The sequence below is a fragment of the Klebsiella sp. HC6 genome (genome assembly GCF_022605325.1).
In the GTDB taxonomy this organism is placed as follows: domain Bacteria; phylum Pseudomonadota; class Gammaproteobacteria; order Enterobacterales; family Enterobacteriaceae; genus Klebsiella; species Klebsiella terrigena.
In genome coordinates this window covers 2347290-2367486 of the sequence record NZ_CP093276.1, presented here as the reverse complement: position 1 = coordinate 2367486, position 20197 = coordinate 2347290, and the positions used below count along the sequence as shown (strand labels likewise).

The 20197-nt window shown below is 64.0% G+C and carries 19 protein-coding genes; 12 read left to right on the top strand and 7 right to left on the bottom strand.

What is annotated here, in order from left to right; translation table 11 throughout:
- Nucleotides 1–2: 2 nt before the first annotated feature.
- On the bottom strand, nt 3–1175 hold the full coding sequence (locus tag MMW58_RS11535) for an ROK family transcriptional regulator (protein ID WP_241723402.1): 1173 nt from the start codon (nt 1173–1175) through the stop codon (nt 3–5).
- Nucleotides 1176–1398: 223 nt separating this feature from the next.
- Between MMW58_RS11535 and MMW58_RS11530 the strand changes: the two genes are divergently transcribed.
- From MMW58_RS11530 to MMW58_RS11510, 5 genes are read left to right on the top strand one after another with little or no spacing between them, the layout of a single operon-like run.
- Nucleotides 1399–2646: an extracellular solute-binding protein gene (locus MMW58_RS11530; protein WP_241723401.1), complete on the top strand. Its 1248-nt coding sequence runs from the start codon at nt 1399–1401 to the stop codon at nt 2644–2646.
- Nucleotides 2647–2655: 9 nt separating this feature from the next.
- Nucleotides 2656–3564: a carbohydrate ABC transporter permease gene (locus MMW58_RS11525; RefSeq protein WP_133598386.1), complete on the top strand. Its 909-nt coding sequence runs from the start codon at nt 2656–2658 to the stop codon at nt 3562–3564.
- Nucleotides 3554–4393 (top strand): carbohydrate ABC transporter permease, encoded by an 840-nt coding sequence (locus tag MMW58_RS11520; protein ID WP_133598388.1) that lies wholly within the window; start codon nt 3554–3556, stop codon nt 4391–4393. The genes MMW58_RS11525 and MMW58_RS11520 overlap by 11 nt, the downstream gene beginning before the upstream one ends.
- 2 nt (nt 4394–4395) lie before the next feature.
- The gene (locus tag MMW58_RS11515) at nt 4396–5358 is read left to right on the top strand and encodes a carbohydrate kinase family protein (protein ID WP_241723400.1); all 963 of its coding nucleotides are present in this window, start codon (nt 4396–4398) and stop codon (nt 5356–5358) included.
- Nucleotides 5345–6430, top strand: coding sequence for an ABC transporter ATP-binding protein (locus MMW58_RS11510; protein WP_241723398.1), 1086 nt, complete (start codon nt 5345–5347; stop codon nt 6428–6430). The genes MMW58_RS11515 and MMW58_RS11510 overlap by 14 nt, the downstream gene beginning before the upstream one ends.
- Here MMW58_RS11510 and MMW58_RS11505 read toward each other — a convergent pair.
- Complete coding sequence (locus MMW58_RS11505; protein WP_241723396.1) at nt 6427–7599, bottom strand: MFS transporter; 1173 nt, start codon at nt 7597–7599, stop codon at nt 6427–6429. The two genes, MMW58_RS11510 and MMW58_RS11505, sit on opposite strands and share 4 nt — an antisense overlap.
- Before the next feature lie 93 nt (nt 7600–7692).
- Between MMW58_RS11505 and MMW58_RS11500 the strand changes: the two genes are divergently transcribed.
- Nucleotides 7693–8472, top strand: coding sequence for an AraC family transcriptional regulator (locus MMW58_RS11500; RefSeq protein WP_241723394.1), 780 nt, complete (start codon nt 7693–7695; stop codon nt 8470–8472).
- On the opposite strand, the gene MMW58_RS11495 is transcribed toward MMW58_RS11500, so the two are convergent.
- From MMW58_RS11495 to MMW58_RS11475, 5 genes are all read right to left on the bottom strand, one after another.
- Complete coding sequence (locus tag MMW58_RS11495; protein WP_159235737.1) at nt 8469–9209, bottom strand: proteasome-type protease; 741 nt, start codon at nt 9207–9209, stop codon at nt 8469–8471. The genes MMW58_RS11500 and MMW58_RS11495 overlap by 4 nt on opposite strands.
- Before the next feature lie 18 nt (nt 9210–9227).
- Nucleotides 9228–10043 carry a transglutaminase family protein gene (locus MMW58_RS11490; RefSeq protein WP_241723393.1) on the bottom strand — a complete coding sequence of 272 codons (816 nt, stop codon included), beginning with the start codon at nt 10041–10043 and terminating at the stop codon, nt 9228–9230.
- Nucleotides 10040–10969: an alpha-E domain-containing protein gene (locus tag MMW58_RS11485; protein WP_133598401.1), complete on the bottom strand. Its 930-nt coding sequence runs from the start codon at nt 10967–10969 to the stop codon at nt 10040–10042. Before MMW58_RS11485 ends, MMW58_RS11490 begins: the two co-directional genes overlap by 4 nt.
- Nucleotides 10963–12402, bottom strand: a complete 1440-nt coding sequence (locus MMW58_RS11480) for a circularly permuted type 2 ATP-grasp protein (protein WP_133598403.1) — start codon at nt 12400–12402, stop codon at nt 10963–10965. Before MMW58_RS11480 ends, MMW58_RS11485 begins: the two co-directional genes overlap by 7 nt.
- Nucleotides 12403–12601: 199 nt before the next feature.
- On the bottom strand, nt 12602–13501 hold the full coding sequence (locus MMW58_RS11475) for an alpha/beta hydrolase (RefSeq protein ID WP_241723392.1): 900 nt from the start codon (nt 13499–13501) through the stop codon (nt 12602–12604).
- A 227-nt stretch (nt 13502–13728) separates the two neighbouring features.
- Here MMW58_RS11475 and MMW58_RS11470 point away from each other — a divergent pair, with 227 nt between their 5' ends.
- The 6 genes from MMW58_RS11470 (at nt 13729) to modD (ending at nt 20177) form a co-directional block, all read left to right on the top strand.
- Nucleotides 13729–15531, top strand: coding sequence for an alpha,alpha-trehalase (locus MMW58_RS11470; protein WP_241723391.1), 1803 nt, complete (start codon nt 13729–13731; stop codon nt 15529–15531).
- Between the two features lie 213 nt (nt 15532–15744).
- Complete coding sequence (locus MMW58_RS11465) at nt 15745–16770, top strand: ABC transporter substrate-binding protein (protein WP_241723390.1); 1026 nt, start codon at nt 15745–15747, stop codon at nt 16768–16770.
- On the top strand, nt 16767–17759 hold the full coding sequence (locus MMW58_RS11460) for a FecCD family ABC transporter permease (RefSeq protein WP_133598412.1): 993 nt from the start codon (nt 16767–16769) through the stop codon (nt 17757–17759). The genes MMW58_RS11465 and MMW58_RS11460 overlap by 4 nt, the downstream gene beginning before the upstream one ends.
- Entirely contained in the window at nt 17756–18520 is a 765-nt protein-coding gene (locus tag MMW58_RS11455; RefSeq protein ID WP_159235731.1) for an ABC transporter ATP-binding protein, read from the top strand. Before MMW58_RS11460 ends, MMW58_RS11455 begins: the two co-directional genes overlap by 4 nt.
- A 2-nt stretch (nt 18521–18522) precedes the next feature.
- Nucleotides 18523–19326, top strand: coding sequence for a class I SAM-dependent methyltransferase (locus MMW58_RS11450; protein ID WP_241723389.1), 804 nt, complete (start codon nt 18523–18525; stop codon nt 19324–19326).
- A complete protein-coding gene (gene modD, locus MMW58_RS11445) occupies nt 19323–20177 on the top strand; it encodes a ModD protein (protein WP_133598418.1) in 855 nt (284 codons plus the stop codon). Before MMW58_RS11450 ends, modD begins: the two co-directional genes overlap by 4 nt.
- Nucleotides 20178–20197: the final 20 nt, after the last annotated feature.

Genomic DNA, 20197 nt, shown 5'->3' with positions numbered 1-20197 from the left:
GGCTACTTCATCAGCGCCTGAAACTGCGGGTTAAACTCGTCGAAAATAGGCAACGCGGCGGCGCCGAGCGCGGCGGTATCGGTGCCGGTCATGCCCATTTTCACCCGCATCCCCGTCAGGTAGCGCCCGCGCACCGACTGATACAGCGGCGGCAGGCGCGTCAGCACTTTTTCCAGCAGCGGCGCCGGCATCGTCCCGCCCACCACCACCGTTTCGGCATCAAAGACGCACTCCAGCAGGTTGATCGCCTGGCGCAGCGGCGGCAGCGCGCTGTCAATCCAGCGGTCGAACAGCGCCTCATCTACGGCCAGCAGATCTTCCGGCAGCGCCCGATAGGGGTCAAGGCCGCAGAACTCATAGGCCGCCTGCAGCGAAACATAGCGCTCAAGGCAGCCCTGATTGCCGCAGTAGCACGCCCGCCCGCCGGGCTGGACGACGATATGCCCGACCTCCCCGGCGTTATGCGCATGCCCGGTATAAATATGGCCGTCGGTAAAAATACCGGCGCCCAGCCCGGTGCCGATATAGAGATAGACAAAGGAGTTCAGGTGGCGGGCAACGCCGTGAAAACGCTCGCCGATGGCCGCCACCGTCGCATCGTTTTCGAGGGTCACCGGCAGACCGCTAAGCCGCGCCAGCTCGCCTTCGACGTCCACGCCCTCCCAGCCGTTAAGGGTCGTCGGCCCGGTGGAGGAGATCCCCTCCACGCCAAAGGGCCCGGGCATCACCACGCCGATCCCCAGCACCCGGCCCCAGTCGAGCCCCGGCAGCGTCCGCAGCTCCTGTATCACCTCGCCGATGCGCGCAAAGGTGGCACCAGGCTGGGGCTTTTGCACCAAAATGTGCCGGCGAAAATGGATCTCGCCGGTGAGATCGACCAGCACCACGATCAGCGTTTGGTGATCGAGATGAATGCCGATAGACCACGCGCTGGAAGGGTTGAGGCTCACCGGTACCGCAGGCTGGCCGCGCCCCGCCGCCCGCCGCGGCGCGTGGCTGGTGAGGATCTCCATCTGCTGCAGCTCGGCGACAATATTAGAGACCGTTTGCGGGGTCAGCGCGGTCAAGCGCGCCAGCTCCGCACGGGTTAATTTGCCGTGCAGGCGCACGGCTTCAATCACCACCCGCCGGTTGTGCACCCGCGCGTGCTCAAGGTTTGTTCCCGATGTTTTCATCCTTTCCCTTCCTTCCCTTTCCCAGGCGCCCGATGCTGCAATTCTAGCCCTCGTCACAAATCCCGCAATCACATTCTCGGACGGACTTTCGCATGGCACAGGCTTTGCTACGCTTATGCCAAGGGCCACGAATGACCTTGCGGCTGTATTGTCGCCCCGATTAAATCAATCAAATTGATTTAATAAATCATAACCCCTTTTTCTCAGTACAGCGGAGAGCCACATGAAATACCACAGCACACTTCGGGTGAAGGCCGGTCTGTTGGCTATGCTCGTCATCAGCGGCAGCGCGGCCGCGGCCGCCACCCAGGTCAACGCCCTGTTTATGACCCAGGCGGCGTACAGCGAAAACGATATTCGTGCGATGACCGCCGACTTCGAAAAGCAGAATCCGGATATTAAGATCAACCTCGAGTTCGTCCCCTATGAGGCGCTGCATGACAAGATTGTCGCGGCGCGCGGTGCCGGCGGTAACGGCTATGACGTGGTGCTCTTCGATGCCATCTGGCCGGCGGAGTTTAGCCGCTTCGATCTGCTGCAGGACGTCTCGGCGCGGATCCCCGTCGACGAGCGGGAGAAGGTGTTTCCTGGCGCAATGAATACCGTGGTCTACAAAGGCAAAACCCTCGGGATGCCGTGGATCCTCGACACCAAGTATCTCTACTACAACAAAGCCATGCTCGAAAAGGCGGGCATCAAGCAGGTGCCAACCACCTGGCAGCAGGTGCTGGACGACGCCAAAATTCTTAAAGATAAAGGCGTGGTGAAGTACCCGCTGGTCTGGAGCTGGTCCCAGGCGGAGGCTCTGGTCTGCGACTACACCACCCTCGTCTCCGGCTTCGGCGGCAAGTTCTATCAGGACGGCAAGCTCGACTTCTCCACGCCGGCTTCCCTGAAAGCGGTCACCCTGATGAAGCAATCGCTGGACGACGGCCTGACCAACCCCGCCTCGCGCGAATATCTCGAAGAGGACGTGCGTAAAGCCTTCTCCAACGGCGACGCGGCGTTCGCCCTGAACTGGACCTATATGTACAACATGGCCAACGACCCGAAACAGAGTAAAGTCGCCGGCGACGTCGGCATTATTCCCGCCCCCGGCGATACCCCGGATAGAGCCGGCGCCGTCAACGGCTCGATGGGCTTAGGCATCGCCAAAGCCAGCCAGCATCCGGAGCAGGCGTGGCAGTATATCCACTACCTGACCTCGCAGCCGGTGCAGGATAAATACGCCAAACTCAGCCTGCCGGTGTGGAAATCCTCCTACCACGACCCGGCGGTCGCCCAGGGCCAGGAGAGCCTGATCGCCGCCGCGGATAAATCGCTGAACGTGATGCTCTCGCGCCCGGAAACCGCCGACTATTCGCGGCTCTCCAACACCCTGCAGCAGCAGCTTCAGGCGGTGCTTCAGGGTAAAGAAGCCCCGGAAGCCGCCATGCAGACCGTTGATAAAAGCGCGGCCCGCCTGCGTTAAGGAGCTTTGATGCTGAGCTTGCAACAACGCGAGCGTCGTCAGGCATGGGTGCTGCTGGCGCCCATGCTGGTAGCGATGTTCCTGCTGACGGCCTGGCCGCTGGCGCGCACCCTGTGGCTGAGCTTTACCGATACCGCGCTGGTGGGAAACGGCGAGGCGACGAACTACGTCTGGCTGGAGAACTATCTCTATGCCCTGACCGACCCGGATTTTCGCGCCGCCTTCGCCCGTTCGCTCTACTTTACCGTGGTCTCCGTCGCCATTGAGGGCGTTATCGGCGTGCTGGTCGCGCTGTTGCTCAATCAGCGCTTTGTCGGACGCAATATCCTGCGGGTGCTGGTGATATTGCCCTGGGCGCTGCCGACCATCGTTAACGCGATGATGTGGCGGCTTAACTTTAACCCGGACTACGGCAGCATTAACGCGCTGCTCAGCCAGCTGGGGATCATCGACGGCTATCGCAGCTGGCTGGGGTCGCCGGACTCGGCGCTGAATGCGGTGATGCTGGCGGATATCTGGAAAAACTATCCGCTGGTCACGCTGCTGGTGCTGGCGGCGCTGCAGTCCATTCCTGAGGATCTGTACGAGGCGGCGCGCCTCGACGGGGCCGGATCGTGGCGGCGCTTTCGCGCTATCACCTTCCCGGCCATCGCCGCCCCGCTGGGCGTGGCGCTGGTGCTGCGGACCATCGACGCCTTCAAGGTGTTCGATATCATCTACGTGATGACCCGCGGCGGCCCGCTCGACAGCACCAAAACCCTCAGCTTTTTCGTCTATCAGGAGTCCTTCAGCTATCTGCGGGCGGGCAGCGGCGCGGCCTACGCCATTCTGATGACCCTGATGTGCGCCCTGCTGATCGCCCTGTATCTGTTTATGCTGCTGCGCCAGCGCCGCCGGAGCACCGAATATGAAGCGTAAAATCCGCACTCTGCTGCGCTATCTGGCGGCACTGCTGGTCGCCCTGTCGATTCTGGCGCCGATGCTGTGGCTATTTTTAATGAGCGTCAGCACTCCCGCCGATCTGACCCGCGTGCCGCTGGAGTGGCTGCCGCGGCAGTGGGACTTTAGCCGCTACGGCCGCCTGCTCTCCCTGCAGCCCGGCGAGCCGGGGGCGCTATTTTTACCCGCGCTGCGCAACAGCCTGCTGGTCGCCGCCGGGGCGACGCTGGTCTCGCTGCTGCTGGCGGTGCCCGCCGCCTTCAGCTTCTCGCGCTATCCTGGCCGCGACGGCTGGCTGTACGCCGGGCTGGGGATTTACATGGTGCCGCCGGTGGCCTTCGTCCTGCCGCTGTACTTTATTCTCGAACACTTCGGGCTGCTCAATACCCGCAGCGGGCTGGTACTGGTCTACTGCTCGCTGATTATGCCGTTCCTCACCTGGATGGTGAAAAACCAGTTTGACGCGCTGCCGCAGGATATTGAGCAGGCCGCGCGCCTCGACGGGCTGCGGGTGTGGCAGGTGCTGCTGCGCATCACGATACCGCTGGCGAAACCGATGCTCGGCGCCTCGGCGCTGTTTGGCTGGCTGCTGGCGTGGGATGAGTTTTTCTATTCGCTGCTGTTTACCAGCAATATCGCCGCTCAGACCCTGCCGGTCACCATCGCCGGGTTTACCGCCGGTCGCGCCACCGACGATGGCCTGGTGGCCGCCGTCGGCATTCTCGCCTCGGTCCCGCCTCTGTTTATCGCTATCTGGTTACAAAAAACGCTGGTCAGCGGCCTCACTAACGGTGGAAGTAAAGGATAACTATGCACAAGCTCACCGCACCCGTGCTCTATATCGCGGGTAATTACAATATTGATTTGATTATGGGCACCCTCGCGCAGTGGCCCCTACCGGGCACGGAGGTGATGCTGGAGCACAGCGCCCTGCGCCCCGGCGGCTCGGCGGGCAACTGCGCCCTGGCGCTGGCCGCCATGCAGATCCCGCATCGTACCATCGGCTGCCAGGGCGATGATGCCTTTACCGCCTGGCTGGCGGCCCAGTTTCCCGGCAGCGCCGAGCGCTGGCCGCAGTACGCCTGCGAAACCTCGCTGACGGTGGCGGTAACGCATCCCGATAAAGAGCGCTCCTTCCTCAGCAACTACGGGCATATTACCCGCCTCTCCGCCGAGGACGTTCTCGCCCAGCTTCCGGAACAGGCAACGGCCGGCGATATCGTCCTGCTCTGCGGGACGTTTTTGTGCACCGCCCTGCTGCCGCACTACCCCGAGCTGCTGCGGGCGCTGCGCCAGCGCGGTTTTCAGGTCGCCGTGGATACCGGCTGGCCGCCGCAAAGCTGGGACCCGGCGCTGCGCGAAGCGGTGAACCAGTGGCTGGCCGATTGCGACTGGCTGCTGCTCAATGAAGTCGAAACCCTCGGCCTCGCCGCGATGAGCGAACTGCCGCAGGCGGCCCGCAGCCTGGCGTCGCGCCTCAGCGGCCGGGGCGGCTGCATCGTCAAATGCGGCGCGGAGGGAGCCTGGTGGTGGACCGCCGAGCGCGGCGACCGCGCGGCGGTGAAGCCGGTCGAGGTGATTGACACCATCGGCGCGGGCGACAGCTTTAACGCCGGCTTTCTCGCCGGGCTGCTAAGCGGCCAGCCGGCATCACAGGCGCTGCGCTGGGGCAACGCCGTCGCCGCGCACGCCATTAGCACATCTCCCCGCCACTATCCCGACTGGCGAACCCTGCAACACCACATTGAGGAGACCGCCGATGGCCAGCGTTGAGCTGATAAAAGTCGCCAAGCATTACGGCAAACAGACGGTGCTTCTGCCGCTGGATTTAACCATTCCTGACGGCAGCTTCACGGTGCTGGTCGGGCCCTCCGGCTGCGGGAAATCGACCCTGCTGCGGCTGCTGGCCGGGCTCGAGGCCCTTTCCGCCGGGGAGATTTTAATGAACCGCCGGCCGATCGGCGATCTCGATCCCGCCGATCGCGACGTGGCGATGGTCTTTCAGAGCTACGCCCTCTACCCGCACCTGACGGTGGCCGAAAACCTCGCCTTCCATATGCAGGTCAAAAAGGTCGATAAAGAGACGCAGAAAAGCAAAGTCCAGCATATCGCCAGCCTGCTGGGGATCGATAAGCTGCTGGCCCGCTACCCGCGCGCGCTTTCCGGCGGCCAGCGCCAGCGTGTGGCGATGGGCCGGGCGATGGTGCGCAACCCGCAGGTTTTCCTGTTTGATGAACCGCTCTCCAACCTTGACGCCCAGCTGCGCATGGAGCTGCGGGCGGAGATCAAATCCCTGCACCAGCGCTTTAAGACCACCATGATTTACGTTACCCACGATCAGGTTGAGGCCATGACCCTGGCCGACCAAATCGTGGTGATGCGCGAGGGGCTTATCGTCCAGCAGGGGCCGCCGCTGGCGATTTACGATCGCCCCTGCAACACCTTCGTGGCCCGCTTTATCGGCTCGCCGCCGATGAACCTGCTGGCGGGAGAGATTACCAGCCGCGACGGGGTTCCCGGCGTGCGCTGCGGCGAGCTGTGGCTGGCGCTGCCGGAACGCTGGCAGCGGGCGGCGGCGGCGCAGGGAAGCGCGCCGGTCACCGTCGGCCTGCGCCCGCAGGATATCCAGCCGGCCCCCGACGGCCTGCCCGGGACGGTTAACATCATGGAGGTGACCGGAGAGTCCACCCTGCTGCATCTCGACTGGCAGGGATTCCCGGTTCACGTGCAGGTCGCCGGACGCATCGACGCCCGGCTCCAGCAGCCGCTGAATCTCACCGCCCGACGCGAGAAAATCCACCTCTTCGATGCCGCCAGCGGCGAGCGGCTGGCGGAAGAGGACTAGCCGACGCGGGCGCCCCGGACGGCGCCCGCGCTCTTTTCGGCGAAACAGGGTAAGTAGCGAACGCCGGCGATGACGCCGGCCGCGGCGCAGATCATCAGCGACATTCCCAGCGATTGCCCCCAGCCGACCAGCGCCAGTCCGAGGCCAATCAGCAGATAGTAGGCGAGACCGAAAATGGCCCCGGCGGTGCCGCGACAATCGCTGTAGGCGCCGAGCGCCGAACCGAGCACCAGCGGGATCGCCATGGCGAAAGCGAGCGCCACCCCGGCCATCGGCAGCAGGAACCAAAGCGAGTCGCGCCACAGATACACCGCCGCGCCGCCGGCCAGATGGAGCCAGCAGGCGAGCAGCAGCATCCGCCCCTGAGTCACGCCCCGGCGCAACAGCCGGCGATTGAGCAGCGCCCCGGCCAGGGAGCCGCCGGCCAGCGCCATGCCGCTATAGCCAAACGCGGCGACCGGCAGGCGCAGCTGGGCGAAGATAAACGGCGCCAGGCTGTAGTAGCTGAACAGGCTGACGTTGAACGCCGCGACCAGGATAACCGCCAGGCCAATCTGCCGGTCGGTCGCCATTCGGCGCAGCACCGGCAGAAACGCCGCGTTCGTCTGCCGCGCCGGCCGCGTCTCCGGCAGCAGCCAGCCGCACAGCAGCAGCAGGACGCCGGCCAGCAGCGCCAGGGCGAGGAAGACGCCGCGCATGCCCCAGCCGGCGGCAAGCAGGCCGCCGATCCAGACGCCCGCCGCCGGGCTGACCGCCAGCGCCAGGCCGATAAGCGAAAACAGGCCGGCGAGCCGGCGGCCGCTAAAACGGTCCCGCAGGATCGTCTGGCTGACGACCGACCCGGCCGCGACGCCGAATGCCGCCACGATCCGCGCCAGCAGCAGCAGAGTGAAATCCGTCGCCGCCAGCGCCATCGCGCAGCCGAGGGCGTACGTCGCGATCCCCGCCAGCATCGCCGGACGGCGGCCGTAGAGATCGCTGGCCCGCCCCCAAAAAAGAACCCCGAGAGCAAAGCCGATAAAGTAAACCGCCAGGGTTTGCGCTGCCTGCTGCGCGCTGACGGCAAAACGGACGCTGATATCGGTCAGCACCGGGCTGTAAATGGTTTCCACCATCTGCGGAAACATCAGTAATGCGGTGACCAGCACCACGGCCGAACGCCCGAACATATCCACCTCCTGATAATAAGAGGCGCTATTGTAGGCAGGTCGCGGATCGGACATTATAAACATAGTGACTATATATATCGGAAATCGGACATTATGGCGTGGCTCGATGCGCAGGCGGCATTCAACCCGGATGCGCTGAACAAAACGGTGGTTGGCGTCCGCTCGGCGCTCGGCAGCCACGACTCCGGCAGCCACCGGCACGACATGGCGCAGATCCTTTTCACCCGCCAGGGCTGCGTGCGCCTGACCCTCAACGACGGCGCGCTGCTGTGCCTGCTTCCGCCCACCCGGGCGGCGTGGATCCCGGCGGGCGTCCCCCATCGCGCGGAGATGAAAAGCATCGTCGACTACCGCTCGGTGTGGTTTCAGCCCTCCCGTTTCCCCGATCTCCCCGCGCATCCGGCGATCCTCAACGTCGGCCCGCTGCTGCGCGAGCTGCTGGAGCGGACGGCGGCAAGCCCGTGGGAAAGCGACTGGGAGAGCGGTACCGGCTGGCACCTTGCCGCCCTGTGCGCGGCGGAGATTAGCGCGGCGGCCTATGAGCCGATGATGCTCGCCCTGCCGCAGGATAAGCGCCTCGCCGCGCTGGGCGGTCAGAGCCTGCCGCCGACGTTACGGGCGCTGGCCGCAGAGTGCGGCGCCAGCGAAAAGACCATCAGCCGCATTTTGCGCCGCGATACCGGGATGTCCTGGCAGCAGTGGCGTCAGCAGTGGCGATTGATGAAGGCGGTGGAGCTGCTGGCGACGGGGAAGCGCATCACCGACGCCGCGCAGGCGCTGGATTTCGCCAGCGACAGCGCCTTTATCTACTTTTTCCGCACCATGACCGGCATGACGCCGGGACGCTATCTTTCATCGTCGGCGGCGGTTTAGCGCTCGCGCTCCGGCGCGAACGGCGGCAGCTTCTGGAAGGTGTTCTGCAGCCCTTCGGACCACGCCCGGCGAATGGTCGTGAAGTAAGGATCGCTTTCGGTGATGCGATGCTGCTCGGCGCTACTCAGGCTGCCGCTGCGGTAGAGCAGCGTATCCAGCGGCAGGCCGACGGAGAGGTTGCTGCGCAGCGTTGAATCAATGGAGATCAGCGCGCAGCACATCGCCTGCTCCAGCGGCGTGTCGATGGTCAGCACCCGATCGATAATCGGTTTACCGTACTTGCTTTCGCCAATCTGGAAATAGGGCGTATCGCGCGTGGCCTCGATAAAATTACCTTCCGGGTAGATGTGGAACAGGCGGTGCGTCTCCCCCGCCAGCTGGCCGCCCAGCAGCAGGTTACAGTTAAAGTTGGTATTGCCGCAGTTCTGCTGGTTGCTGCTGTCGCGCTGAATAACCTCCTGCAGCGTTTTGCCAATCAGCATCGCCGCATCGTACATGGAGCTGACCTGCATCAGGTTAGGCTCCTGCTGGGTGCGAATTCGCGCACTCAGCAGGCTAATCACGCTTTGGGTGGTGGCCAGGTTGCCGGCGGACTGCAGCACCAGAACCCGTTCGCCCTCCTGCTGAAAAACATGAAGCTTTTTAAAAGTCGCAATATGATCCACGCCCGCATTGGTGCGCGAATCTGACGCGAATACCAGTCCATCCGCTAAACACATGGCCACACAGTAGGTCATCGTTCTCCGTTCCTGCCTCTATTGCTGCTGCGCCTGTTGAGAATGTTCGCGCACTTCAGCGTTGGTTAACATCACTTCCCCGCCGCCGCCCAGACGGGTACCGCGCACCGGACAGGCGTCAAGATAGTCCAGCCCGGTCGCCAGCCGCAGGTGCTGGTTCAGGTTACGGGTATTATTGGTAATATCAAACGATTTCCAGCGCCCGTTGAGCCACACCTCCGCCCAGGCATGCATCGCCACGTGCTGCGCGTTATCGCTATAAACATAGCCGCTAACGTAGCGCGCCGGGATAGCCATCGCCCGACAGCAGGCGAGGAAAACGTGAGTATGATCCTGGCACACACCCTGCGATCGCGCGAAGGCGTCGGCGGCGGAGTCCTGCACCTGGGTGGCGCCAGGCGAGTAGGGCATTTTGACCAGCAGCTCCGCCATCAGCTGATTGAGGCTCTCCTCCGGCTCGTCGGCGCGATAGAGGCCGCGGGCGAACTCGCGGATCCGCTCGTCGGCGCGGGTCAGCGGCGTGCAGCGCAGGAAGACCAGCGGCGAAAGCAGCTCCTCTTCGTCTACCCCGCTCTCTTCGTCCTCCTGCGCGATATCGACGATCCCGCTGGCGCGGATCGCTATCTCCTTATGCGGGTTATCGAGCGTCAGCACGTGCAGCACGTTGCCCCACGCGTCGGTGGTCACGATGCTGGCGCCCTCCGGCAGCGTCAGCGTCCAGGAGGTGATTTTTTGCCGGCCGGAGCTGCGCGGCGTCAGGCGCAGGTACTGAGTCGAAAACTTGACTTCTTCATCGTAGCCGTAGCGGGTCAGGTGGTCGATAACCAGTTTCATAGCGCCTCCAGATAGGTTTGTCTGATGCTGTCGGACAGGGCGTTAATTCGCGCCAGCAGCCCGTTGAGGTAACTCTGCAGATCGGCGCTGGCCAGCTCTTCTCGGGTGCTGAAGCGCAGATCGACGTTCAGCTGATGCGCCAGGCGCAGCGGCAGATGGGAGCGATCGTTGGCGATATGCTCCAGCTGGCCGACCAGGTCGGAAATGGAGGCCCTGAGCGAGCGCGGGACGTCGTTGCGCAAAATTAGCAGCTCCATCACCGTCTCCCGGCTCACCGGCTGGCGGTAGATGCTGTTGTAGGCTTCGCGGGCGCTGACCGCGTTCAGCAGCGTGTCCAGCCGGTAGTACTCACGCACCGGATCCGGGTCGCTGCTCAGCTGCTGATCCTTGACCAGCAGCAGCTGGGTGGTGGCGTAGGCCCGTTCAATCAGCGTGCCGATGCCGATAAAGCTGAGGGCGTCGTTGCGCAGCAGCGTGCCAAGCACCGCGCCGCGAAACAGGTGCACCCGCTCTTTTACCCACTCAAGGAAACCGTCGCTGCCGAGCTCGCTAATCCCCTGCTGGCGTAGCCTGCGCAGCTCAATGCGCGTCGCGTTAATGCACTCCCATACCTCCGCGGAGAGGCTGCCGCGCACCGCGTGGGCGTTATTCCACGCCATCTCGACGCAGCTGTAGATGCTGCCGGGGTTGTTGCCGTCGAGGGCAAAAAAGTTGAACAGGTTACCCATCGAGAAACGCGCGTGGCGCTCCTGAAACAGCTCGTGGGTCTGCGACAGGTTCAGCGGCAGGGCCAGATCCCGCGCCTGCTGGCTATGGCGGGGGATCATCGAGAGTTTGCAGGTTACGTCGAGCACCCGGGCGTAGCTTTCCGCGCGCTCCAGATAGCGCGCCATCCAGAACAGTTCACTCGCTGTACGACTTAGCATGATTCGTCATCCTCCATCACCCAGGTATCTTTGGTGCCGCCGCCCTGGGATGAGTTCACCACCAGCGAGCCTTCCGTCAGCGCCACCCGCGTCAGGCCGCCGGGCACCAGGCGGATCTCCTGGCCGGAAAGCACGAACGGACGCAGATCGATATGTCGGGGCGACAGGCCGTCTTCGACGAAGGTCGGGCAGGTCGAGAGCGCGAGGGTATCCTGGCCGATGTAGTTGGCCGGGTTTGCCAGCAGGCGCTGGCGGAACGCTTCGCGCTCCTCTTTCGTCGAGCGCGGGCCGACCAGCATGCCGTAGCCGCCGGCGCCGTGCACTTCCTTGACCACCATCCGCTCGAGGTTGTTCAGCACGAACTGCAGGTCTTCCGGCTTGCGGCACTGCCAGGTCGGGATGTTGTTGAGGATCGGCTGTTCGCCAAGGTAGAAACGGATCATCTCCGGCACGAAGGGGTAGATCGATTTATCGTCGGCCACGCCGGTGCCGATCGCGTTCGCCAGCACTACCCCGCCCGCCCGGTAGACCGACAGCAGGCCGGGAACGCCAAGCATCGAATCGGCGCGGAAGGCCAGCGGGTCGAGATAGGCGTCGTCGACGCGGCGGTAGATAACGTCGACCCGCCGCGGCCCCTCGGTGGTGCGCATGTAGACCGCGCCGGCTTTAATAAACAGATCGGCGCTCTCCACCAGCTCAACCCCCATCTGCTGGGCAAGAAAGCTGTGCTCAAAATAGGCGCTGTTAAAGCGCCCCGGCGTCATCACCACCACGCAGGGATCGTCCACGGGGGAGCTTTCGCGCAGGGTTTGCAGGAGATAGCCCGGATAGCGCTCCACCGGCGCAATGTGGTGCTGCTCAAACATCTCCGGGTAGAGGCGCATCATCATCTTGCGGTTTTCAAGCATATAGGAGACGCCCGACGGCGTGCGCAGGTTGTCCTCCAGCACGTAGTACTGACCGTCGCTGTTGCGCACCATATCGACCCCGGTGATATGGGCATAGATATTATTGGGCAGATTAATTCCCTGCATGCAGGGCTGGTACTGCTCATTGGCCAACACCTGTTCCGCCGGAATAATTCCGGCGCGCAGGATATTCTGCTCGTGGTAGATATCGTAAAGGAAGGCGTTCAGCGCCTTCACCCGCTGGCGGATGCCGCGATCGATGCGCCGCCACTCCGCGGCGGGAATAATGCGCGGTACGCTGTCAAACGGGATCAGCCGTTCGGTCCCCTCGCCTTCGCCATACACGTTAAAGGTGATGCCGATGCGGTGAAAAAGCAGCTCCGCCTGCTCTTTTTTTTGCCGGATAGAGAATTGATCGGTGTTGTGAAACCATTGCCACCAGGCGTTATAGTGCTGGCGCTGCTGTCCCTCGACGGTAAGCATCTCGTCATAATAATGCCCGTCAGGAAGCGTTATTTTTATCATGGCCGTCTCCTCCGGTTGTACTCACTTTGGGGTAACCCCGGGAAGAGATAAGCATTAATTATGCCAGATCGCGGCCGGTGACGTCGCTGTGCAAGCCCGCAGCCTCGCGCCGCCTGATTGTGCAAAAAACAACCCGTCGTTTTCCTTATATTTCGCCCGGTCTGCACCACAATGAGGCACGGCAAACCGCGTTGCGCCATTACGGCGAGAGCGCCTCCAGCCAGGCCGCATAGTGCCCAGGCCAGTCGACGGTTGGCGTGCCCGGACGCCCCATCGCAAAGCCGTGACCGCCGCTGGCGTAGCGATACAGGCTGACCGGCACCTGATGCTGGCGGCAGGCGTCGGCCATAATCAGGGTGTTGTGCGGATCGGACACCGGATCGTCCAGCGCCTGGGTCAAAAAGCAGGGCGGCGTCCGCCCGTTCACGTAGGTCTGTACCGACCAGGCGCGGTCAACCTCCGGCGAGGCGTGAGGCCCGGCGAGGATCCGGTGGGTGGCGGTGTGGCTGTAGGGCGGCTCCAGCGAAATAACGGGGTAGATCAGCGCCGCCCCGTCGGCGCGGGCGGGGAGCGCATCCGCCGCGTCGAGCGGCGGATAAGAGGCAAAATCGGCCCGGCAGGCGGCCATGCCCAGCAGGTGGCCGCCGGCGGAAAAGCCCAGCAGGCTGACCTTTTGCTCGCGCTGGCGAATCAGGCGCAGCGCGCGCTGGGCATCCTGCAGCGGCGCCAGGCCACCCGCCGTCCAGCCTTCGCCGGGAAGACGGTAGCTCAGCACATAGGCGGTATAGCCGCGGGCCGTTAGCCAGCGGGCGGCGGGCCACGCCTCCTTCGCCATCTCAATACGCCGGTATCCGCCGCCTGCCGCCACCAGCACGCCGTGACCGTTGGGTACCGCCGGTCGCCATACCGTCAGCGACGGTCGGACGATATGGCTCAGCGCTCCGCGCGCCGACAGCCGCACAGCGCCGCCAGGCCCGCCGCCCCCAGGCGGCTCCGCCGACCATAAAGGCAGCGTCTCCTGGGTGCTATCGCTGGCTCGCGTACGGTGGGTTATCAGCAGCGCCGCCGCGCTGAACAGCAGAAAATGACGTCGATTCACCGGCCGCTCCGATCAGTTTGAGTTGCGCTCATTGCAGCACATGAGTATGGCTAAAGTATGGCGACAGGCGTTTTATTTCTTGTCCGCACCGCCGCAGAATGCAGGTAAATTATCTGTTTTCATCCAAAATGTTAGCTGTGACACGCGTAGCGGCAGATATTCGTCTAAGGTTTTCTGATGATCAATCGCAGTGGCAAAATCGTCTGTAATGATAAGGAGAACTATCCATGACGAGATCCGTTTCACGTCGCCCGGCAGCGCTGCCCTACGCGCTGCGTCTGGCGCTGGGAGGCGCCCTCTTTGCGCTGTCAGCGCTGGCGGCCCAGGCCGATGAGACAAAACCCGCCCCGCCGCAGTCGCCGGATATTCTGTTAGGCCCGCTGTTCAACGACGTGCAAAGCGCCAAACTCTTCCCCGATCAGAAAACCTTCGCCGACGCGGTACCGAACGGCGATCCGCTGATGATCCTCGCCGACTATCGGATGCAGAAAAACCAGGCCAGCTTCGACCTGCGCCACTTCGTCGAGCTCAACTTCGCGCTGCCGAAAGATAACGACACCTACGTCCCGCCCAAGGGCCAAACCCTGCGCCAGCATATTGACGGCCTGTGGCCGGTGCTGACCCGCAGCACCGTCGAGGTCGAGAAGTGGGATTCGCTGCTGCCGCTGCCCAGGCCTTACGTCGTCCCGGGCGGCCGCTTTCGCGAGGTCTACTACTGGGATAGCTACTTCACCATGCTGGGCCTCGCCGAAAGCGGACACTGGGATAAAGTGGCCGATATGGTGGCCAACTTCGGCCACGAGATCGATACCTGGGGACATATCCCCAACGGCAACCGCAGCTACTACCTGAGCCGTTCGCAGCCGCCTTTCTTCCCGTTTATGGTGGAGCTGCTGGCAACCCACGACGGCGATCGGGCGCTGAAAGCCTGGCTGCCGCAGATGGAGAAAGAGTACCAATACTGGATGGAGGGCGCCGATGCGCTGTCGCCGGGCAAAGCCAATAAGCGCGTGGTGCGCATGGAAGACGGCGCGCTGCTGAACCGCTACTGGGACGACAACGATACGCCGCGCCCTGAGTCCTGGCTCGATGACGTGACCACCGCCAAAAACAACCCCAACCGTCCGGCGACCGAGATCTACCGCGATCTGCGCTCCGCCGCGGCCTCCGGCTGGGACTTCAGCTCCCGCTGGATGGATAACCCGCAGCAGCTGGGCACCATTCGCACCACCAGCATCGTTCCGGTCGATCTTAACTCGCTGATGTTCCGCATGGAGAAAACCCTCGCCCGCGCCAGCAAAGCCGCCGGCGATAGTGCGAAAGCGGCGCAGTACGACGCCCTGGCCAACGACCGCCAGAAGGCGCTGGAGAAATACCTGTGGAATGACAAAGAGGGCTGGTACGCCGATTACGATCTGAAAAGCCACAAGGTGCGCAATCAGCTCACCGCCGCGGCCCTGTTCCCGCTGTACGTCAACGCCGCCTCCAGCGAACGGGCGGCCAAAGTTGCCGCCGCGACGCAGTCTCGCCTGCTGAAACCGGGCGGTTTAACCACCACCACCGTCAACAGCGGCCAGCAGTGGGATGCGCCGAACGGCTGGGCGCCGCTGCAGTGGGTGGCCGCCGAAGGGCTGCAGAACTACGGCCAGCAGAAAATCGCGATGGAGGTCAGCTGGCGTTTCCTCAGCAACGTTCAGCACACCTATGACAGCAAGCAGAAGCTGGTGGAAAAGTATGACGTCAGCTCAACCGGCACCGGCGGCGGTGGCGGCGAGTATCCGCTGCAGGACGGCTTCGGCTGGACCAACGGCGTGACCTTGAAAATGCTCGACCTGGTGTGCCCGAAAGAGAAGCCCTGCGATTCGCTCCCTGCCGCGCGACCGGCGGCAAACGACAGCGCCGGCGGCACGGATAAGCCGGCGGCGAACGACAGCGCAGGCGGAACGGATAAAACGGCGCCCGCCGCTAAGCCGGCGGCAAACGACGGCGTCGGCGGAACGGATAAAGCGGCGCCCGCCGCCGCGCATTAACTCCTCACCGCATCCAGCGTACGCCCGGCAGCTCAGCCATGCCGGGCGCTTTCCCTCCTGAATAACCTGCCCAATGACACCCCGACTTCATCTCACCCTTATGGAGTAAGGCGGAAACTAATGTGTCGATTTTTGATCTCCGGCAAATTCATCAACGTTATATATGTAAATATATAGCGGTTTTTTCATCACTTTGTTTCAGGATAGAAACATATGCCTTTTTCGCGCCGTACGTTCCTGCAGGCTTTAAGCCTCATGCTGTGCTTCCCCGGCCAGAAGAGTCGCGCCGCCACGCCATTAGCCCTGAGCATTGGCGAACGCCCTGCGCCGGCGGCTATCCGGCGGATTGTCAGCGCGGGCGGGCCCGCCGATATGCTGCTGCTGGCCGCCGCGCCGGAAAAGCTGCTGGGGTTTTCCTCATTTGATTTTGCCCTCTTCCCGGACGCTCCGCTGCCCGATAGCATCGCCCGGCTGCCGAAAACGGGCCGTCTTGCCGGACGCGCCAGCACCCTGTCGCTGGAGGGGCTGCTGGCCCTTGAGCCCGATCTGGTAGTGGACTGCGGGAGTGCGGACGATACCTGGATCTCGCAGGCGCGCCGGGTTCACGCCCGCAGCCATATTCCGTGGGTGCTGATTACCGGCACCCTGGCCTCCTCGGCGCAGCAGCTGCTGACGATCGGCGATATCGTCGGCACCGTCGAACGCACCCGGCGGCAGGCGGCGCTGGCGCAAACGTTTATCGCCGAGGCGCTCGCCTTCTCCTCCGGCGCCGGGGCGCGCACGCGTTTTTACGCCGCCCGGGGCGCCCGAGGGCTGGAAACGGGCCTCGCCGGTTCGCTGCACACGGAGGCGGCGGAGCTGCTGGGATTAGAGAACGTCGCGCGGGTGAGCGGACGCAGCGGGCTGGCTCAGGTCTCGCTGGAAAATCTGCTGGAATGGCAGCCGGATATCATCCTCACCCAGCAGGCCACCACGCGAAACGCAATTTTACAGGACCCCGCCTGGCAGGGCGTCAGCGCCGTGGCGCAGGGGCGGGTTCTACTGCTCGACGGTCTGCCGTTTGGCTGGCTGGACGCGCCGCCGGGGATCAACCGCCTCGCCGGGATGCGTCGCCTGCACGCCTGGCTCGATCCGCAGGTCCGCACCACGCTGCAGGAGGATTTAACCCGCTACAGCACGCTATTCTGGCACGCGGCGTTAACCCCCGAGCGCTACACGAGGCTGGTGAATCGTCCATGAAGCCTTCAACGTTGAGCGCCGCGCTGCTGCTTGCCGGCCTGCTGGTCCTCTCGGCAGCCCTGCTAACCGGCCCGTGGAACCTGACCCTCGGACGGCTGCTCGATCTGCTGTTCGATCCGCATAGCGCCGCCCTTCCCCCGCAGGCCGGTATCGTATTCTGGCAGATACGCCTGCCGCGCATCGGCGCCGCGCTGGCCATCGGCGCGTCGCTCTCCGCCGCCGGAGCCGCCTATCAGGGCATGTTTCGCAATCCGCTGGTCTCGCCGGATATCCTTGGCGTCGCCGCAGGCGCCGGCCTCGGCGCCTGCCTGGCGCTGATGTGCGGAATGTCGACGCTCTATATCCAGCTGTTTGCCTTCTGCGGCGGCCTGCTGGTGGTCGCCGGCGTCGGCGTCGTCTCTCGCGCCATCGTCCGCCACGATCCGGCGCTGACGCTGGTGCTGGTGGGGATCTGCCTCGGCACGCTGTGCGGGGCCGGGATTTCGCTGATCAAAATCCTCGCCGACCCCTACACCCAGCTGCCCTCGATCACCTTCTGGCTGATGGGCGGGCTCTCCGATATTACCCCCGGCGATCTGACCGTCGCCGCTCCGCTGATGCTCGTCGGCTGCCTGCCGCTGTGGCTGCTGCGCTGGCGCATCAATCTGCTGACCCTCTCCGATGACGAAGCGCGATCGCTGGGGATCAACGTCGCGCGCCTGCGGCTGATTGTGGTCGCCTGCGCAACCCTCGCGACCGCCAGCGCGGTCGCTATTGCCGGCATTATCGGCTGGGTGGGGCTGATCGTCCCCCATATCGGACGCCTGCTCACCGGCAGCAATCATCAGCGCCTTCTGCCCGTCGCGATGGGGCTTGGCGCCGTGCTGCTGCTCTTAACCGACACCCTGGCGCGCGGGCTGAGCGCCAGCGAAATCCCGCTCGGGATCCTGACCTCTTTTATCGGCGCGCCGTTCTTTCTGGCGCTGCTGCTGCGCAGGAGCCGCCCATGACGCTGCTGACGGTACGCCATGCCGAAATTGGCTATCCCAAACGCGCCGTTTTGCGCGACGTCTCGTTTTCGCTGCTGCCGGGCACGCTGTGCTGCCTGCTCGGCGCCAACGGCAGCGGTAAAACCACGCTGATGCGCAGCGTACTCGGCCTCCTTCCTCTGCGCGACGGCCAGATCCTGATTGACGGCCTGCCGGTAACCCAGCTGTGCTCCCGCGAGCGCGCCCGCGCAATTGCCTGGGTGCCGCAGGCGCACGACGGGGCCTTCGCCTTCAGCGTCCTCGATATGGTGCTGATGGGACTTAGCCCCTATATCGGTACCTTCACCCAGCCCGCCAGAAGCGATCGCAGTAGCGCACTGGCTCAGCTGGAGGCGCTGGGCATCGCACATCTCGCCGGGCGGAACTGGGCCACGCTGAGCGGCGGCGAGCGCCAGCTGACCTTAATTGCCCGCGCGCTGGTCCAGCGCCCGCGTCTGCTGCTGCTGGATGAGCCGGCCTCAAGCCTCGACTTCGGCCACCAGATCCGCCTGCTCGACACCCTGCGCCAGCTGCGGCAAACCGGGGTGACGCTGTTTATGGCCACCCACCATCCGCTGCACGCCCTCGCCATCGCCGATAGCGTGATCGCGGTCGAGCCAGGCGGCCTCGTCACCCAAGGGACGGCGGCGGAGCAGCTCGCAGCGGGCAAGCTGGCCACCCTGTACGGCGTGACGCCGTCACAGATCCGCCATCACCTGGGTCACTCCCACCTTCAGGAATAATTATGCTTATTGATGAAATTGATTTTGCCGGGCTTTACCAACAGCAGATGAGGCTCGCCGGCCGCAGCGAGAAATCCCCCGCCCACTGGGACGCCCGGGCGGAGAAAATGGCCGACAGCTGCGCCCAGCCCACGGACGGCTATCTTCTCCAGCTGCTGGCGAAAATAGACTTAACCGATGCGCACAGCCTGTTCGACATGGGCTGCGGGCCGGGAACCGTCGCCCTGGCGCTGGCGGACAAACTCGCTGCGGTACACGGCGTTGACTACAGCCAGGGAATGCTGGAGGTCGCCGAAAAGCGCGCGGCGCAGATGCGCATCGCCAACGCCTGCTGGCATCTGCGGGCATGGGAGGAGTCGTGGCACGATATTCCGCGCTGTGATATCGCCGTGGCCTCACGCTCAACGCTGGTCGGCAATATGCGCCAGGCGATGGATAAGCTCAACCACCAGGCGCGGCTGCGCGTCTATACCACCCACCTCGTCCAGCCGACGTTTATGCCGCCGGCAATCCAGCGCGCGCTGGGGCGCGAAGTGGTCGAACTGCCGAACTATATCTACGCGCTAAACGTGCTGTATCAAATGGGCATTCACGCACGGGTCGATTTTATCCGCGGCCCCAGCTGCCAGCGGGATAACGCCACCTTTGAACGTTTTGAAGAGAACGTCAAATGGACGCTTGGCGTACTCAGCGAAGAGGACCGCGCGCGGCTGCGCCACTGGTATCAGCGGCAGGATCCGCAGGCCATCGCGCCAACCAGCCGCGACTGGGCGCTGATCTCCTGGGAGTGTGGGGAAAACGTATGATCTACTTCCCCCAGGCGCTGACCGACGCGTGGCTGATGGAGGATATTCAGGGCGGCGACCTGACCACCCGGGCGCTGGCGATTGGCGCGCGCCCCGGCGTCATGACCTTCAGCCACCGTCAGGGCGGCTGCGTCAGCGGTATCTCTCCGGCTGGACAGATGCTGAGCAGCCTGGGATTAACCGTTACCGCGCTCCAGGAAGAGGGCGCGCACGTCCCGCCCGATGCGCCGCTGCTGCGCGCAACCGGCAGCGCGGAGGCGCTGCATCAGGGCTGGAAAGCGGCGCAGAACGTGCTGGAGTGGAGCTGCGGCGTATCGGCCTACGTCGCGGAAATGCTGACGCTGCTGCGCGCCCGCCTCCCTGCCGCCCACATCGCCTGTACCCGCAAAGCCATTCCCGGTACCCGGCTGCTCGGGACCCAGGCCATCGTCGCCGCCGGCGGGCTGATCCACCGGGCCGGCTGCGCGGAAACCCTGCTGCTGTTCGCCAATCATCGCCGGTTCCTCGCCGACGGCGGCGACTGGCGGCACGCCGTTCAGCTCCTGCGCCGATCGGCACCGGAGAAAAAGGTTGCCGTTGAGGCCGACACGCTCGAAGAAGCGCTGGCCTCGCTGCAGGCGGAACCCGACATCCTGCAGCTGGATAAATTTACCCCGCAGCAGGCGCGCCAGGTTGCTGACCTGGCGCAGCGTATTGCCCCACGCTGCACGCTGGCGCTGACGGGCGGAATTACCTTAACCACCTTAACCAACTACCTCGATTGTGGGATTGAATTGTTTATTACTTCGGCGCCGTGGTATGCGCCGCCGGCGGATATTCAGGTTCGCCTGGAGCCGGACAGTTCAAGATAAAAAAAACGAAAACAGGAACA